The 16,809-nt window shown below is 45.1% G+C and carries 12 protein-coding genes and 1 other annotated feature; all 12 genes read left to right on the top strand.

Going from position 1 to position 16,809, the window contains the following annotated elements; translation table 11 throughout:
* Positions 1 to 22 precede the first annotated feature (22 nt).
* The 12 genes from AC5W14_RS02680 (at position 23) to AC5W14_RS02625 (ending at position 16,785) form a co-directional block, all read left to right on the top strand.
* On the top strand, positions 23 to 1,045 hold the full coding sequence (locus AC5W14_RS02680; RefSeq protein ID WP_496059147.1) for a tetratricopeptide repeat protein: 1,023 nt from the start codon (positions 23 to 25) through the stop codon (positions 1,043 to 1,045).
* 107 nt (positions 1,046 to 1,152) lie between these two features.
* Positions 1,153 to 2,499, top strand: coding sequence for a trigger factor (gene tig / locus AC5W14_RS02675; RefSeq protein ID WP_496193629.1), 1,347 nt, complete (start codon positions 1,153 to 1,155; stop codon positions 2,497 to 2,499).
* A 258-nt stretch (positions 2,500 to 2,757) separates the two neighbouring features.
* Positions 2,758 to 4,029 (top strand): ATP-dependent protease ATP-binding subunit ClpX, encoded by a 1,272-nt coding sequence (gene clpX / locus AC5W14_RS02670; protein ID WP_120192545.1) that lies wholly within the window; start codon positions 2,758 to 2,760, stop codon positions 4,027 to 4,029.
* A 308-nt stretch (positions 4,030 to 4,337) separates the two neighbouring features.
* Positions 4,338 to 6,596 (top strand): endopeptidase La, encoded by a 2,259-nt coding sequence (gene lon, locus AC5W14_RS02665; RefSeq protein WP_496059649.1) that lies wholly within the window; start codon positions 4,338 to 4,340, stop codon positions 6,594 to 6,596.
* The gene (gene yihA / locus AC5W14_RS02660) at positions 6,593 to 7,180 is read left to right on the top strand and encodes a ribosome biogenesis GTP-binding protein YihA/YsxC (protein ID WP_496059149.1); all 588 of its coding nucleotides are present in this window, start codon (positions 6,593 to 6,595) and stop codon (positions 7,178 to 7,180) included. The genes lon and yihA overlap by 4 nt, the downstream gene beginning before the upstream one ends.
* Before the next feature lie 228 nt (positions 7,181 to 7,408).
* Positions 7,409 to 8,809 carry a glutamyl-tRNA reductase gene (hemA, locus tag AC5W14_RS02655; RefSeq protein ID WP_496059150.1) on the top strand — a complete coding sequence of 467 codons (1,401 nt, stop codon included), beginning with the start codon at positions 7,409 to 7,411 and terminating at the stop codon, positions 8,807 to 8,809.
* Positions 8,810 to 8,824: 15 nt separating this feature from the next.
* A complete protein-coding gene (locus AC5W14_RS02650; RefSeq protein ID WP_496059151.1) occupies positions 8,825 to 9,655 on the top strand; it encodes a cytochrome C assembly family protein in 831 nt (276 codons plus the stop codon).
* A gap of 35 nt (positions 9,656 to 9,690) precedes the next feature.
* On the top strand, positions 9,691 to 10,623 hold the full coding sequence (gene hemC, locus AC5W14_RS02645; RefSeq protein WP_496059152.1) for a hydroxymethylbilane synthase: 933 nt from the start codon (positions 9,691 to 9,693) through the stop codon (positions 10,621 to 10,623).
* Positions 10,620 to 11,402 (top strand): uroporphyrinogen-III synthase, encoded by a 783-nt coding sequence (locus AC5W14_RS02640; RefSeq protein ID WP_496193628.1) that lies wholly within the window; start codon positions 10,620 to 10,622, stop codon positions 11,400 to 11,402. The genes hemC and AC5W14_RS02640 overlap by 4 nt, the downstream gene beginning before the upstream one ends.
* The gene (gene hemB / locus AC5W14_RS02635; RefSeq protein WP_496059154.1) at positions 11,395 to 12,381 is read left to right on the top strand and encodes a porphobilinogen synthase; all 987 of its coding nucleotides are present in this window, start codon (positions 11,395 to 11,397) and stop codon (positions 12,379 to 12,381) included. Before AC5W14_RS02640 ends, hemB begins: the two co-directional genes overlap by 8 nt.
* A gap of 114 nt (positions 12,382 to 12,495) precedes the next feature.
* Positions 12,496 to 13,785 (top strand): glutamate-1-semialdehyde 2,1-aminomutase, encoded by a 1,290-nt coding sequence (gene hemL / locus AC5W14_RS02630; RefSeq protein WP_496193627.1) that lies wholly within the window; start codon positions 12,496 to 12,498, stop codon positions 13,783 to 13,785.
* Between the two features lie 66 nt (positions 13,786 to 13,851).
* Positions 13,852 to 14,073, top strand: a binding site (T-box leader).
* Between the two features lie 66 nt (positions 14,074 to 14,139).
* Positions 14,140 to 16,785: a valine--tRNA ligase gene (locus AC5W14_RS02625; protein WP_496193626.1), complete on the top strand. Its 2,646-nt coding sequence runs from the start codon at positions 14,140 to 14,142 to the stop codon at positions 16,783 to 16,785.
* Positions 16,786 to 16,809: the final 24 nt, after the last annotated feature.

The raw sequence follows: 16,809 nt of genomic DNA, 5'->3' as shown, positions 1-16,809 counted from the left end.
AGAGAGAAGGGAGGGGAAATGAGTGGATTTATCCAAAAAAAAAGGAAATATCGTTCCGTTCCCGGGGACTGTAGATAAATTAATTACAAACGGACTGTACGCATTGAAACAAACTGACAAGTCAAAAGCAGAGTCATTTTTTCAGGAAGCGTTAATGCACGAACCTGAGCATGAAGAAGCCGCCTACGGACTGCTGCTTGCGTATGCCGAAACCAATCAGTTGACAAAAGCCCGGCTGCTCGCTGAAGAAATGATGAAAAAAGACAGTGGAGATTATTATGAAATTCTTCAGGTGTATGTTTCTGTTCTGGCACAGCTGGAGCAGTATGAAGAAGTGATCAGAACGTTGGAAGCAGTCATGACTGAAGAAAATATTCCGCCGAAATTAAGAAAAGAACTTGAATACCTGCTGACTGTTTCCAAAAATATGCAGAGGACTATTATTGAAACAGAAGAAGAGAGCCGCCTTCCCATTACATACGAAGCTGATGAGCCGGACTGGGTGCCATTGCTTAGAAGTGGATCTCCTGAAGAAAAAATGGCTGTCCTCCAGGAATTAAAACAGCATCGTTCGCTGAAGTCTCTTCCGTACATACAGACTCTGTTGACGAGCGAGCACACTTCCCCTCTTTTAAAGAGTTTTCTTGTACTGCTTTTGAAAGATTGGGAAGTGGAGAGAACCATTGCGGTAAATAAATTAAAGCGGCAGGGGGAATTTTCTCCGGAAACACTGCCGGATATTAATAACAGCACTTCTTATTTAGAGGCTGCAGCCGCCCTGGAGCAGGTTATCGGAGATAAAGATCCAACGCTAATGCAGCATATTATCCATCTGCTTCAGCAGATGCTGCTGTATTACTATCCCTTTCCTCCATCCGTGCAGATTCCGGCTCTTTCTGCTATGCTTCACTATGAGGCAGCCGTGCAGTCCGGGTATGATATGCAAGTGGAAGCTATCTGCCAAAGCTACGATGTCAGCGTCCATGATTTCCAGGCTGTGCATCGGGATTACGAAAGAATTCAAAAGCAGTTAACGACGATATAAGAGCCTTAAAGGCGGAATTGGCTTTTATGATTGAAATGACTAAGTGATATGTTATAATATAGTGGTTGTCAAAAACGGATATATAAGAATGTTGGAGGGACAAATAAATGAGTGTCAATTGGGAAAAATTAGAAGGAAATCAAGGAGTACTAACAATCGATGTAGCGTCGGATAAATTTGACGAAGCATTGGATCAGGCTTTTACAAAAGTAAGAAAACAAGTGAACGTTCCTGGCTTTAGAAAAGGGAAAATTCCCCGCAAAATATTTGAACAGCGTTTCGGTGTTGAATCGTTATACCAGGATGCATTGGATATCGTTCTACCTGATGCCTATGCTTCTGCAGTAGACGAAGCAGGCATTGAGCCAGTCGACAGACCGGAAATTGATGTAGACCAGGTAGAGCAGGGCAAAGATGTTATTTTCAAAGCTACTGTTACCGTGAAGCCGGAAGTAAAGCTTGGCACATACAAAGGACTTGAAGTTGAAAAGTTTGATGTAGACGTTACAGAAGAAGAAGTACAGGCTGAACTTGATCAGCTTCGTGAAAAGCAGGCAGATCTTGCTGTAGTTGAAAACGGAGAAGTACAGGAAGGCGATACAGCTATCCTTGATTTCGAAGGATTTGTAGATGGAGAGCCATTTGAAGGCGGCCAGGCAGAAAATCATTCGCTTGAAATTGGTTCCGGCCAGTTTATTCCTGGATTTGAAGAGCAGTTAATCGGATTGAAGTCAGGTACAGAGCAGGATGTGGAAGTTACATTCCCTGAAGAGTACCACGCAGAAGACCTTGCTGGAAAAAAAGCAGTCTTTAAAGTGAAGCTTCACGACATTAAGCGTAAAGAGCTTCCTGAACTTGACGATGACTTTGCTAAAGATCTGGAAGAGCACGAAGCAGAAACAATAGATGAACTAAAAAGCAGCGTAAAGCATAAGCTTGAGCATGATAAAGCGCACTCAAAAGAGCATCATGATAGAGATACAGTAGTAGAACTAGCTGCTGAGAACGCCTCAATTGATATCCCAGAAGCAATGGTTGGTACAGAGGCAGACCGTATGCTTCAGGAATTCAGTCAGCGCCTTCAATCTCAGGGTATGTCCATGGACATGTACTACCAGGTAACAGGATCTGATGAAGAAGGTATGAAAGAACAGTTTAAAGAAGAAGCTGAAAAGCGTGTGAAAATGAACCTTACGCTTGAAGCGGTAGCCGATGAAGAGAAGCTCGAAGCATCTGAGGAAGATGTAGAAGCAGAACTTGATAAGATGGCTGAAATGTATAAGCGTTCTAAAGATGAAATTAGAAATCTTCTTGCCATGCAGGGCGGAGACGACGCTATTAAAGGTGATCTTCGTATTCAAAAGGCAATTGACTTCCTCGTTGAACACAGTGTAGCTGTGGAAAAAAAGGAAGAAGAAGCGCCTAAAGCTGAAGAAGCAGAAGAGAAAGAATAATAAAGAAATGCTGTCCTGTAAGTATCGATTACTTTCAGGGCAGTTTTCTACATAAGTCCTAAAAAAGAGATACACATAGAAAAACGTATTGTTTTATATTCATGCTCATTTTATGATACAATGCAGTCCATGAGATAAATTCATAAATTAGCCATAAATCAAAGATAAATGGCAGCTGACAGATAAGCTGCTCTCTTTTATGACTAACATATAGTAAGTATAATAATGAGCTTTAAAAACATGTAAGGGGTGAACGAATTGTTTAAATTCAATGAAGAAAAAGGCCAGCTTAAATGCTCCTTTTGCGGAAAAACACAGGACCAGGTCAGAAAGCTTGTAGCAGGCCCTGGGGTTTATATATGCGATGAGTGCATTGAACTTTGTACGGAAATTGTAGAAGAAGAACTAGGTACGGATGAGGAAGTGGAATTTGAAGAAATTCCTAAGCCTTCTGAAATAAATGAAATTCTGGATGATTATGTTATTGGACAGGAACGAGCCAAACGTTCGCTCTCTGTAGCTGTATACAATCATTACAAACGGGTGAACTCTGTTAAGAAAACCGACGATGTAGAGCTTGCGAAAAGTAACATCTGCCTAATCGGTCCTACAGGAAGCGGTAAAACCCTTCTTGCGCAGACGCTTGCCAGAGTATTGAATGTTCCATTTGCAATTGCAGATGCGACTTCGCTGACAGAAGCCGGTTATGTAGGGGAAGATGTGGAAAACATTCTTCTTAAATTAATCCAGGCAGCAGATTATGATGTAGAAAAAGCCGAAAAAGGTATTATTTACATCGATGAAATCGATAAAGTAGCCAGAAAATCTGAAAATCCATCTATTACAAGAGACGTTTCAGGTGAAGGGGTGCAGCAGGCTCTTCTAAAGATTTTGGAAGGCACTACAGCAAGTGTACCTCCACAGGGCGGACGCAAGCATCCACACCAGGAATTTATCCAGATCGATACAAGCAACGTATTGTTTATCTGTGGTGGTGCTTTTGACGGTATCGACCAGATCGTTAAACAGCGTTTAGGTAAAAAAGTAATCGGCTTTGGTTCTGATTCAGAGAAAGAAGAGCTTGCAAAAGAAGAGTATATGAGCAGAATTCTTCCGGAAGATTTGTTAAGATATGGTCTTATTCCGGAATTTATTGGACGTCTTCCGGTTATTTCCAGCCTTTCTACATTGGATGAGCAGGCGCTGATTGAAATTTTGACACAGCCTAAGAATGCGCTTGTGAAACAATTCCAGAAGCTTCTTGAACTTGACGATGTAGAACTTGAATTTACCGATGACGCTCTTCGGGAAATTTCGATTAAAGCGATCGAAAGAAAAACCGGAGCCCGCGGACTTCGTTCTATTATAGAAGGTATTATGCTGGACGTTATGTATGATCTTCCTTCTAAAGAAGAAGTGGTCAAGTGTGAAATTACAGCTGAATGTGTAACGGGTGATGCTACGCCGATCTTAAAAACAAAAGACGGCGAAATAGTTCCCCTCAAAGGTGAACCAAAAGAAAGCGCGTAATACTACAAATGAAAGGTAAACCGCTTTGGGTTTTAGTGAATCCCAAAGCGGTTTTTCCTATATAAAGCCAAATTCTATAAATGAAAGCATTCTTCCTCGTAGCACTATGTACATTAGACAACAATGCAGGAGTGGGATAAAATATAAGTAGTGTGCATATACTGCAGCAGGATCTGCATCCCGCTGTTTCATTACATAGAATGACAGGCATATATAGAGATCGAGACCGGAGGTGCTGACAGTTGACAGAATCAAACAATAGAACGATACCGCTTTTACCGCTCAGGGGACTTCTTGTTTTCCCAACCATGGTGCTTCATCTGGATGTGGGAAGAGACAAGTCTGTCCAGGCACTAGAGCAGGCTATGGTGGAAGACAGCGAAATATTACTCACAAGCCAGGTGGATTTATCAGTGGATGAACCGGGAGCAGAGGACATGTATCAGGTAGGTACAATGGCCAAAGTGAAGCAGATGCTGAAACTTCCAAACGGCACGATCCGCGTATTAGTGGAAGGGCTGGAACGGGCGAAAATTGAACGATTTACACAAAAAGAAGAATACTTTCAGGTGGAAATGTCCATCCTGTCCAATGTAGAAGAAAGCAATCCATCCGAAGAGCTCGCGTTGATGCGTAACGCTCTTGAGCAATTTGAAGAATATATCCGTTTATCCAAAAAAGTATCCAAAGAAACCCTGCAATCCGTGCAGGACATTGCGGAACCGGGCAGGTTTGCGGACATTGTCAGTTCCCACCTCCCACTGAAAGTTGCTGAAAAACAGGAGCTGCTGGAGACGGTTTCTGTTAAAAAGAGGCTGCAGCGTATTCTGGATATACTAAACAATGAAAAAGAAGTTCTCGGCCTGGAGCAGAAAATCGGCCAGACGGTAAAAAAATCAATGGAAAAAACGCAGAAAGAATACTACCTGCGCGAACAAATGAAAGCTATTCAAAAAGAATTGGGCGACAAAGACGGCAAAGACGGAGAGGTTGGAGAACTTCGGGAAAAAATCGAACAATCCGATATGCCGGAGCAAGTACTCGCAAAAGCCTATAAAGAGTTGGACCGCTACGAAAAGATGCCGTCCACGGCTGCGGAAAGCTCTGTTATCCGCACTTATATCGAATGGCTGACTTCGATTCCATGGAAAGAAGAAACGACGGACCGTCTGGATGTTAATCATGCCCAGGAAATTCTTGACGAGGACCATTACGGTTTGGAGAAAGTAAAAGAACGGGTGCTTGAACATTTAGCTGTGCAGGAGCTTACCAACTCGCTGAAAGGGCCTATTCTCTGCCTCAGCGGCCCGCCGGGTGTCGGAAAGACATCGTTAGCTAAATCGATTGCCCGTGCACTCGAACGCAAGTTTGTCCGTATGTCCCTTGGCGGTGTCCGCGATGAAGCGGAAATCAGAGGCCACAGGCGTACGTATGTAGGAGCAATGCCGGGCCGTATCATCCAGGGGATGAACAAAGCAGGCTCTACCAACCCCGTGTTCCTATTGGATGAGATTGATAAAATGGCCAGTGATTTCAGAGGAGATCCGTCTTCAGCGATGCTTGAAGTGCTGGATCCTGAACAAAACAATTCATTCAGCGATCATTATATTGAAGAAACGTATGACCTTTCCAAAGTACTGTTCATTACGACAGCCAATAATATTTCCGCTATTCCGGGACCTCTTTTGGACCGCATGGAAATTATTCCGATTGCAGGCTACACCGAGCTTGAAAAAGAGCGGATTGCGATTGATTATTTATTTCCCAAGCAGCTGGAAGCTCACGGCCTGACGAAAAGCAAACTGCAGATTAAAGATGAATCGATGATGAAATTAATCAGGTACTATACAAGAGAAGCAGGAGTCCGCAGCCTGGAACGAGAAATAGCCAAAGTATGCCGGAAAGCTGCAAAGAAAATAGTAGCAGGCGAGAAAAAGCGTGTCGTTGTCACAGAAAAAACGATTGAAGAAATGCTCGGCCGTCCTAAATTCCGATACGGCCAGGCGGAGCTTGAAAACCAGGTAGGAACAGCAATGGGACTTGCTTACACTACTGCCGGAGGTACCGTTTTATCGATCGAAGTGTCGCTTGCAAAAGGAAAGGGCGAGCTAAGCCTGACCGGAAAGCTTGGAGACGTGATGAAGGAATCGGCACGTGCTGCTTTCAGCTATACGAGAGCAAACGCCGAGCGCCTGGGTATCTCTCCTGATTTTTACAAGCAGTACGATATTCATATTCACGTGCCCGAAGGTGCTACGCCAAAAGACGGCCCGTCGGCAGGGATTACGATCGCAACTGCTTTAATATCTGCTTTTACCGGCAAGCCGGTTAAAAAAGAAGTCGGCATGACCGGAGAAATTACGCTGAGAGGCAGAGTTCTTCCAATCGGCGGCCTCAAAGAAAAAGCAATGAGCGCCCATCGTGCCGGATTAACAACTATCATTATTCCAAAGGATAATGAAAAGGATTTGGAAGACATACCGGAGAGCGTGAGACAAGGGCTTACCTTTATACCGGTAGCCCAGTTAGATGAAGTATTAGAACATGCGTTGGAGGAAAAAGAATGAAAGCCAATCAAGCAGAGCTTGTGATTAGTGCAGTAGCAGAAGAACAGTATCCCGCAATGGATCTTCCGGAGATTGCAATGGCCGGAAGGTCCAATGTAGGGAAATCTTCTTTTATCAATACCTTGCTTAACAGAAAAAACCTGGCCAGAACCTCGTCCAAGCCGGGAAAAACACGGACGCTTAATTTTTATTTGATCAACGAAATACTGATGCTCGTAGACGTGCCGGGATATGGTTACGCAAAAGTCTCCAAGACAGAACGAGCAGCATGGGGAAAAATGATTGAAACGTATTTAGGAGAACGCGACCAGCTCTGCGGGGTTACGCTTATTTTAGATGTACGGCATGCGCCGAGCAGTGAAGATGTAAGAATGTATCAGTATTTAAAGCATTTCGAGCTTCCTGTAGTTATCATAGCTACAAAAGCAGATAAAGTAACAAAAAATAAACGCCCCAAACATGTGAAACAGATAAAAGATACGCTGGGACTGCATAAAGAGGATTCAGTCGTATTATTTTCCTCGGAAACCGGTCAGGGTAAAGAAGAAGCCTGGGGCGCTATTAACAGACTTAGAGCAAAATAAGGCTGGAGCGAGATGTCGTTTGCTGTTCACATTTCTTTTTTTCGTTTATAATAAATCATGTTATAATAGAATTATTCTAAATAAGAAAAACGTTCAGCTTCTTTAATATGAACGAAAAAAATGGTATAACTATAAGAGTATGAAAGCGTATGTAAAAAAGTAAAATGTTACGGCATACTTACATTCTCTGTGAAATAGTGCAGCTTATTTATTAGGGGTGAACAATACATGCATATTCTCGTTGCAGGATTAGATTATAAAACAACCCCTGTTGAGATCAGGGAACAGCTTGCTTTCCAGGATGGAATGCTGCCGGAAGCTCTCCAAAGCCTGAGTGGAATGAAGAGTATTCTGGAATGTACGATTATTTCCACCTGTAACCGCACGGAAGTATACGCTGTTGTTGATCAGCTTCACACAGGGCGTCATTATATTAAACAATTTCTTTCCCAATGGTTCGATCTTCCAAAAGAAGAGTTCGGCCCTTATTTAACGATTCGTGAAAATGATGCTGCTATTCAGCATCTATTTAAGGTGGCAACTGGTCTCGATTCGATGATTCTAGGAGAGACGCAGATTCTCGGCCAGGTGAAGAACAGCTTTTTCACTGCCCAGGATGCAGGAGCTACGGGAACTATTTTTAACGAATTATTTAAACAGGCTATTACATTTGCCAAAAAAGCCCACAATGAAACGGAAATCAATGATAATGCCGTTTCGGTAAGCTATGCAGCCGTTGAGCTGGGCCATAAAATATTTGGGGATTTCTCGAATAAACATGTCCTGATTCTCGGTGCAGGCAAAATGAGTGAACTGACGGCCCGCCATTTGTATTCAAGCGGCGCGGCGGAAGTGACCGTTTTAAACCGGACGTATTCAAAAGCAGCCGAGCTGGCCGACCGTATTTTCGGCCGGGCGCTGGGGATGGATCATCTTCAGCAGACGCTTGAAAACGCAGATATCGTCATTTCTTCCACTGGTTCAAAAGAATATGTGATCGATCGCAAAATGATGGAAACGGCTCTGAAAAAGAGAAAAGGACGCCCTCTGTTTATGATCGATATCGCTGTTCCAAGAGACCTCGATCCGGAGTTAAACGATCTGGACAATATTTTCCTTTATGATATAGACGACCTTCAGGGAATTGTGGAGTCCAATCTTTCAGAAAGGAAAGTCGCAGCAGCTAAAATAGAAGAGATGATGAAAGGGCAGCTGCTCCAGTTTAAAGACTGGGTGGAGACGCTTGGCGTCGTGCCTATCATTTCAGCTCTGCGCAGCAAGGCCGTGTCTATACAGGCGGACACGATGGACAGCATCGAGCGGAAGCTTCCTGACTTAACAGACAGAGAACGTAAAATTCTGCGTAAACACACAAAAAGCATCGTGAATCAAATGCTTCGTGATCCTATTATGCGTGCAAAAGAATTGGCCGCTGAACCGGATGCAGAGCAGTCTCTGGCTTTATTTACAGAGATTTTTGCCCTCGAAGAGGAAATCGCTTCTGCTAAAGAAACAGAAACGAGCCGACAGAACCATAACATGCAGATAGAAGAAGATAGAAAAATAGCATCAAAAAAGCCGGCTTTGCTTCCTTACGCTTATGCTAAGGATGTTACTCTCCGAGTATGAGAGGAGTTTTCGTAGATGGTTGCTGCAGCTAATATTATTTATGTCGTGACCATTGTTCTATATAGTTTGAGCCTGCTTGGCTACTTTTTTGATTTTCTGCAGACGAACCGGAAGGCAAACCGAGCTGCCTTCTGGCTTCTCACTGTGGTCTGGCTGCTGCAGACCTCATTTTTTATTATAAGAGCTGTGCAATACGATAGACTTCCCGTTATTACACCCTTTGAAGGGTTATTTTTTTATGCATGGCTTTTAGTAACTTTTTCCTTAATCATCAATCGGCTGTTTCGAGTCGATTTCCTCGTTTTTTTTGCCAACGTTATTGGTTTTGTGATGCTTGCTTTCAGCTTGTTTGCACCCGACGGTGATATACCTAATGAGTTAAATGAGCTCCTTATTTCAGAGCTGTTGATTATACACGTGACGTTAATCATTATTTCCTATGCTGCCTTTACGCTCGGCTTTGCTTTTTCGAGCCTTTATCTGCTGCAGCATAAGCTCTTGAAAAGAAAGCAGTGGGGAAATCGGCTTCTCCGGCTTGAGAATCTGCCTAAAATGGAAACTCTTACTTTTTACTCCACTGTAGCCGGGGTGCCGTTATTAATGATTGGCATCATTTTAGGATTCATCTGGGCAAGCATTCAATTTCAAACCCTGCCGTGGATGGATGCTAAAGTGATTGCTTCCACTGTACTGCTTTTAGTGTACAGCTGGTATTTATATCTTTGGGCTGTTAAGGACCGAAGGGGTTATAATATGGCAGTGTTAAATATTATTGGATTTTTACTGCTGTTAACCAACTATTTTCTTTCAAGTGAACTGACCGAATTTCATATGTGGTATTTATAAAATAGGAAAATACTATAGACGATGTGGAGGATGACATGAGAAAAATTATTGTAGGCACAAGAAAAAGCAATCTCGCGATAAAGCAGGCAGAGTGGGTCATTGATGCCTTAAAACGTGCTGGTGCACCATATGAATTTGAAATGAAAAAAATTGTAACAAAAGGCGATAAGATTCTGGATGTAACCCTTTCAAAAGTAGGGGGCAAAGGCCTTTTTGTAAAAGAGATTGAGCAGGCAATGACGGACGGGGAAATTGATTTTGCCGTACACAGCATGAAAGACATGCCGGGAGAGCTCCAGGAGCAGTTCACGCTCGGAGCTATTACCAACCGGGTGGACCCAAGAGACGTATATATTGCCAACGACCATGTTCCTTTTTCTGAGCTTCCGGCAGGAGCCGTTGTGGGCACAAGCAGCCTCCGCCGCTCCTCCCAGATCCTGGCAAAACGTCCCGATTTAAAAATTCAGTGGATCCGTGGAAATATTGAAACGAGACTCCGTAAACTCAGGGAAGAAAATTATGATGCGATTATTCTGGCAGCAGCCGGCCTGGAACGAATGGGCTGGGATCCGGAAATGGTGACAGAGTTTCTTGATCCGGATATCTGCCTGCCGGCAGTCGGACAGGGAGCGCTCGGTATCGAGTGTCGTGCTGATGATGACGAGGTTATTTCCCTTCTGCAAAGCATCCATGAAATCGAAGTAGCCCAGAGGGTACGTGCAGAAAGAGCCTTTCTGCAGGCAGTAGAAGGCGGATGTTCTGTACCGATAGCAGGTTATGCAACGATGGAAAAAGAACAGATTTACCTCACCGCTCTAGTAGGAACACCTGATGGCAGAATCATTCTCCAGGAAAAAAGAGAAGGCACGGATCCGGAGAAAATCGGCAGGGAAGCTGCAGAAACGCTCCTGGCCCGAGGAGCCAAAGATATACTCGATGATGTGAGAGCAGAGCTGGATAATCAGTGAGTCTTTCCTTAAATGGAAGCCGGGTTCTGATAACAAGACCTTCTCATCAAAGCGATCTGCTGGCGCACCCTATCGAAAGCAGTGGAGGCAGACCGGTTATTATTCCGCTTATTGAAGTGGCACGGCTGCCTTTTTCCGAAGAAGATCTGGAAAAAATAAAAACCATTCATACGTACGAATGGTTTGTTTTTACGAGTGTAAATGCGGTACATTATTTTATGGAAGCACTGAAAGAGCATGATCAGTTTTTTCCTGACCATGTTAAAATAGCGGCCGTTGGTTCTAAAACCGCACGTGCTCTTACAGACGCTGGAGTCTCTGTAGAGATGATACCGCAGGCGTATACCGCTGAATCTTTGGTGGAGGCATTGTCTCCTGTAATAAAAAGCGGAAGCCGCATTCTTTTTCCGAAGAGCCGTATCAGCCGTGACACGATTACAGCACGACTTCACTCTGAAGAGAAGCTCATTGATACGATTGATGTGTATACGACACAGCCGGTAACGGCTAATATAGATAGACTGCGCGATGCTTTTCTGCACAATAAGATAGACTTTATTACATTTACGAGCCCATCGGCCGTCAGAGCATGTATGGAGGGGGTACGTCTGCTTCCTGCTGAGCACTGGTGTGATATTCCGGTCCTCTCCATAGGACCGGTTACGACCCGGGAAGCAGAGCGGCATAGATTTAAGCATATACACACGGCAGATCCACATTCGATTGAAGGAATGATGGAACTGCTTTTGAAACTTTCGAAGGAGGATTTTGATGAGTGATATACAGTTTCGGAGACACCGTCGTCTCCGCTCGACACCGGGAATTCGCAAAATGGTGCGGGAAAATGAAGTAAAAAAAGAAGATTTGATTTTTCCTATTTTTGTCGTGGAAGGGGAAAAAGTAAAAAATGAAGTACCTTCCATGCCGGGCATTTATCAGGTGTCTCTTGATATTCTGGTTCAGGAGACAAATAAACTGGAACGCCATGGTGTTCCGGCTGTCATGGTATTTGGCCTTCCCGATCACAAAGATGAGTATGGATCGCAGGCGTACGCTGCAGAAGGTATTGTACAGCGTGCAATCAGGGTCATTAAAGAAAACAATCCCTCATTAACTGTGATAGCGGATACGTGTTTATGCCAGTACACGGATCATGGGCACTGCGGTCTGATTAAAGACGGGGAAATTCTTAACGATGATTCCCTGAAACTGTTGACCGAAACAGCAGTTTCCCAGGCAAAAGCCGGAGCGGATATTATTGCTCCCTCCAACATGATGGACGGATTTACAGCGGCGATCCGTCGCGGCCTCGATGTAGCAGGATTCGTGCATACGCCAATTATGTCATATTCCGTTAAGTACGCTTCTGCTTTTTATGGTCCTTTCCGGGATGCTGCCCACAGCACGCCTTCCTTCGGGGATCGGAAAACCTATCAGATGGATCCGGCAAACCGTGAAGAAGCACTGCGGGAAGCCCGTTCCGACGTAGAAGAGGGTGCTGATTTTCTGATTGTAAAGCCGGCACTTTCCTATCTTGATATCATGAGAGAAGTGAAAGATGCCACCGGTTATCCTGTAGTAGCCTACAACGTATCCGGGGAGTTTGCGATGCTTAAAGCTGCAGCCCAAAACGGATGGATTGATGAAAAAGCAGTAGTGATGGAAAAGCTTGTCAGCATGAAACGGGCGGGCGCTGACCTGATTGTTACGTATTTTGCATTAGACGTGGCAAAATGGATTGATGAAGAACTGTATTAGAAGTTACTGCCTGACTGCCTTGCAGCAGGCAGTTTTTCCTTATTAAAGAAAGGTCGCAGGTGAAAGCGGCATTTGTTATCCTGAAAGTAGATTATAAAAAGGGAAGTGACAGCGATGAAATCCTATGAAAAATCCACAGCTGCTTTTGAAAAAGCAAAACCGTTAATGCCGGGCGGTGTAAACAGTCCTGTTCGTACATACAATTCGGTGGGACATCCTGCCGTGTACATGCAGAGCGGAAAAGGTTCCAAAATAACCGACCTGGATGGAAATGAATACATCGACTATGTTTTGTCATGGGGCCCGCTTATTTTAGGCCATGCCCAGGATCATGTCGTGGAGCAGTTAAAGGCAGTAACCGAAAAAGGAACAAGCTTTGGTGCGTCTCACGTGATGGAAATTAAACTTGCCGAGCTCGTTATTGATAGAGTGCCTTCTATCGAAGTCGTTCGAATGGTTAATTCCGGCACGGAAGCAACAATGAGTGCTCTCCGCCTGGCCCGCGGTTTTACCGGACGTGACAAGATTCTTAAAATGGAAGGCTGTTACCATGGGCACGGAGACTCTTTATTAATTAAAGCCGGTTCCGGTGTTGCTACGCTTGGCCTTCCGGATAGTCCCGGTGTTCCGGAATCGGTTGCCTCCAATACGTTGACCGTGCCGTACAATGATCTGGACAGTCTGCAAAAAGCATTCGACGAATACGGGGATGAAATTGCTGCCGTTATATTGGAACCGGTCACAGGCAATATGGGTGTGGTGCTTCCGGAAGAAGGATTTTTGGAAGGCGTCAGAGACATTACGAACCAACATGGCAGCCTGCTGATCTTCGATGAAGTAATGACAGGCTTCAGAGTCGGCTATAACTGCGCTCAGGGTGTTTATAACGTAACGCCTGACATAACGTGTCTTGGGAAAGTTATTGGCGGAGGACTGCCTGTAGCAGCTTACGGCGGCAGGCGCGATATTATGGAACAGATAGCGCCGAGCGGCCCGATTTATCAGGCTGGTACCCTGTCAGGAAATCCGCTTGCGATGACAGCCGGATTTGAAACGTTAAACCAGCTGAAGCCGGAAGACTACGAGACGTTTGACCGTCTTGGTACACTTCTGGCCGACGGCCTGCATGAAGCGGCCCAAAAGCATGGTATTCCTCATCATATTAACAAAGCAGGATCAATGGTTGGCTTCTTTTTCACAGATGAAAAAGTCGTTGATTTTAAAACGGCCAAAACGTCGGACCTGGAAATGTTTGCGGCATACTTTAGAGAAATGATGGCCCAGGGTGTTTCCCTTCCTCCTTCTCAATTTGAAGGGATGTTTCTTTCTACTGCCCATACAGAAGAAGATATTGAAAACACGGTAAAAGCCGCCGAAAAAGCTTTTTCCGTGATTAAAAAATAAAAGTAATTTGCATTGACTGACAGGCAGGGCTCTGCTTAAAATAGAAGCATACCAAACAGCATAAATAAGAAAGCATAGATAGGGAAGAGTACGGATGACGCGCTTGTACAGAGAGAAGGCAGCCCAGCTGAAAGGCCTTTCCTGTGCGGATCCCGAAGGTCGCCCCGGAGCTTTTCCTCTGAAATGAAGTAGGAGGAGACGGCAGGTACCGTTATACCTAAGTGTGTGACGCTGGCAGACAGCGGCACAAATAAAGGTGGTACCGCGTAAACTCTTTTCGTCCTTTGCAGACGAAAAGAGTTTTTTTATTTGCACAAAAAGCAAGCTGACTTTCTACTAAAGGAGAACGATAAAATGGATAAGATCAACCAGACCGATATGCCGACCAAGTACGATCCACAGGCGACCGAAGCCAAATGGTATCCCTATTGGACGGAAGGGGAGTTTTTCAAAGCCGAAGGCAGTGGGGATAAAGAACCGTACACGATTGTTATTCCGCCTCCTAACGTTACCGGAAGGCTGCATTTAGGTCATGCCTGGGATACGACCCTGCAGGATATTATTTCCCGTTTGAAGCGGATGCAGGGCTATGACATGCTCTGGCTTCCCGGCATGGATCATGCCGGAATTGCCACGCAGGCTAAGGTCGAAGGAAAGCTGAAAGAAGAAGGGACGAACCGGTATGAAATGGGCCGGGAGGCGTTTCTTGAGAAATCGTGGGAATGGAAAGAAGAGTATGCCGATTTTATCCGGGAGCAGTGGTCCAAAATCGGCCTGTCCCTGGATTATTCCAGAGAGCGGTTTACCCTGGACAAAGGCCTGTCGGATGCGGTTCGTAAAGTGTTTGTCACGCTATATAATAAAGGGCTGATCTACCGCGGGGAATACATTATTAACTGGGATCCGGATACAAAGACGGCTCTCTCAGATATAGAAGTTATCTACAAAGACGTGCAGGGTTCTTTTTATCATATGGCCTATCCATTGGCGGACGGCAGTGGATCGATTGAAGTTGCGACCACGCGTCCGGAAACGATGCTCGGCGATACAGCAGTCGCGGTACATCCGAAAGACGAACGCTATGCGCATCTGATCGGCAAAAAGGTAGAGCTGCCTATTGTAGGACGGGAAATAGAGATTGTTGCAGATGATTATGTAGAAATGGATTTTGGATCCGGTGCCGTAAAGATTACGCCGGCGCATGATCCCAATGACTTTGAAATGGGCAACAGGCATAACCTGGAGCGTGTCCTTATCATGGACGAGTCTGGAAAAATGAATGAAAACGCCGCGAAATATGAAGGGCTGGACCGCTTTGAATGCCGCCGTCAAATTACAGCTGATCTTAAGGAGCAGGGCGTGCTGTTTAAAGTGGAAGACCATATGCATTCGGTCGGGCATTCGGAACGAAGCGGCGCCGTTGTAGAACCGTATTTATCCACGCAGTGGTTCGTAGATATGAAGCCGCTTGCTGAAAATGCGATTGCTCTGCAGCAGAAGGAAGAAAAAGTACATTTTGTGCCGGAACGTTTTGAAAAAACGTACCTGCACTGGCTTGATAACATCAGGGACTGGTGCATTTCGAGGCAGCTGTGGTGGGGCCATCGGATTCCTGCCTGGTACCATAAAGAAACAGGCGAAATGTATATCGGCATGGAAGAACCGGCGGACGCTGAAAACTGGGTACAGGATGAAGACGTGCTGGACACATGGTTCAGCTCAGCGCTTTGGCCTTTTTCCACGATGGGCTGGCCTGACGAGCAGTCGGAAGATTTTAAACGATTTTACCCGACTAATGCACTCGTAACCGGATATGATATTATCTTTTTCTGGATTTCCCGGATGATTTTCCAGGGGCTTGAATTTACAGGGCAGCGTCCGTTTGAAGATGTGCTGATTCATGGACTGGTACGGGACAGTGAAGGCAGGAAAATGAGTAAGTCACTCGGCAATGGTGTTGATCCTATGAACGTCATTGAGAAGTACGGAGCCGATGCGCTGCGTTTCTTCCTTGCTACCGGTACAACCCCCGGAAACGACCTGCGTTTCCAGTGGGAAAAGGTAGAAGCCAACTGGAACTTTGCCAATAAAATCTGGAACGCTTCCCGCTTTGCGCTGATGAATATGGACGGATTGACTTATGAAGAAATCAGCCTGGAAGGCGAAAAAACAATGGCTGACCGCTGGATCTTGACAAGACTGCAGGATACGATTCAAAGCGTAACGAGGCTGATGGATCAATATGAGTTTGGAGAAGTTGGACGTCTGCTGTATAACTTTATCTGGGAAGATGTATGTGACTGGTATATTGAAATGGCAAAACTGCCGCTTTACGGAGACAGTGACGAGCAAAAGCAAATGACCCGTTCGGTGCTGGCCCACGTACTCGATCAGACGATGAGACTGCTGCACCCGATTATGCCATTTATTACCGAAGAAATCTGGCAGCACCTGCCTCACCAGGGAGATTCCATCACAGTAGCGGCATGGCCTGTTGTAAACAAAGACCTGGCTGATTCCGAATCCGTTGAGGATATGGAGCTGATCAAGCGTATCATCCGCTCGGTACGTAATACACGTGCAGAAATGAATGTAGCGCCGAGCAAGGAAATTGAACTGCTCGTTAATGCAGCTTCCGAGAAGGAACTGCAGCAGCTGCTGCGCGGACAGGAGTATCTGGAGCGCTTCTGCAACCCTGAAAAGCTTACGATTAATACAGGACTGCAGGCGCCGGAAAAATCCGTATCCCACGCATTGACCGGAGCAGACCTTTATATGCCTCTGGCCGGGCTGATCCAGCTGGACGAAGAGATTGCCAGGCTTCAAAAAGAAAAAGAAAAACTCGATAAAGAAGTAGAGCGGGTACAAAAGAAGCTTGCGAACGCAGGCTTTACGAGTAAAGCACCTGCCCACGTTGTGGAAGAAGAAAAGCAGAAACAGCAGGATTACGCAGATAAGCGGGATAAAGTGATTGCCCGCATGGAAGAACTGCAGCAATAAAAAAATAGCAGGGGGAGGCTTGAA

Source organism: Sinobaca sp. TMA16-18 (assembly GCF_059510535.1).
Note: the sequence above shows the minus strand (reverse complement) of the source record. Positions and strands in the feature narration are given on the sequence as shown.

Excerpts from the sequence above, each read along its gene's own strand:
- tig (WP_496193629.1), top strand. The coding sequence starts at position 1,153 with ATGAGTGTCAATTGGGAAAAATTAGAAGGAAATCAAGGAGTACTAACA.
- lon (WP_496059649.1), top strand. The coding sequence starts at position 4,338 with ATGGTGCTTCATCTGGATGTGGGAAGAGACAAGTCTGTCCAGGCACTA.
- yihA (WP_496059149.1), top strand. The coding sequence starts at position 6,593 with ATGAAAGCCAATCAAGCAGAGCTTGTGATTAGTGCAGTAGCAGAAGAA.
- hemA (WP_496059150.1), top strand. The coding sequence starts at position 7,409 with ATGCATATTCTCGTTGCAGGATTAGATTATAAAACAACCCCTGTTGAG.
- AC5W14_RS02650 (WP_496059151.1), top strand. The coding sequence starts at position 8,825 with ATGGTTGCTGCAGCTAATATTATTTATGTCGTGACCATTGTTCTATAT.
- hemC (WP_496059152.1), top strand. The coding sequence starts at position 9,691 with ATGAGAAAAATTATTGTAGGCACAAGAAAAAGCAATCTCGCGATAAAG.
- hemB (WP_496059154.1), top strand. The coding sequence starts at position 11,395 with ATGAGTGATATACAGTTTCGGAGACACCGTCGTCTCCGCTCGACACCG.
- hemL (WP_496193627.1), top strand. The coding sequence starts at position 12,496 with ATGAAATCCTATGAAAAATCCACAGCTGCTTTTGAAAAAGCAAAACCG.
- AC5W14_RS02625 (WP_496193626.1), top strand. The coding sequence starts at position 14,140 with ATGGATAAGATCAACCAGACCGATATGCCGACCAAGTACGATCCACAG.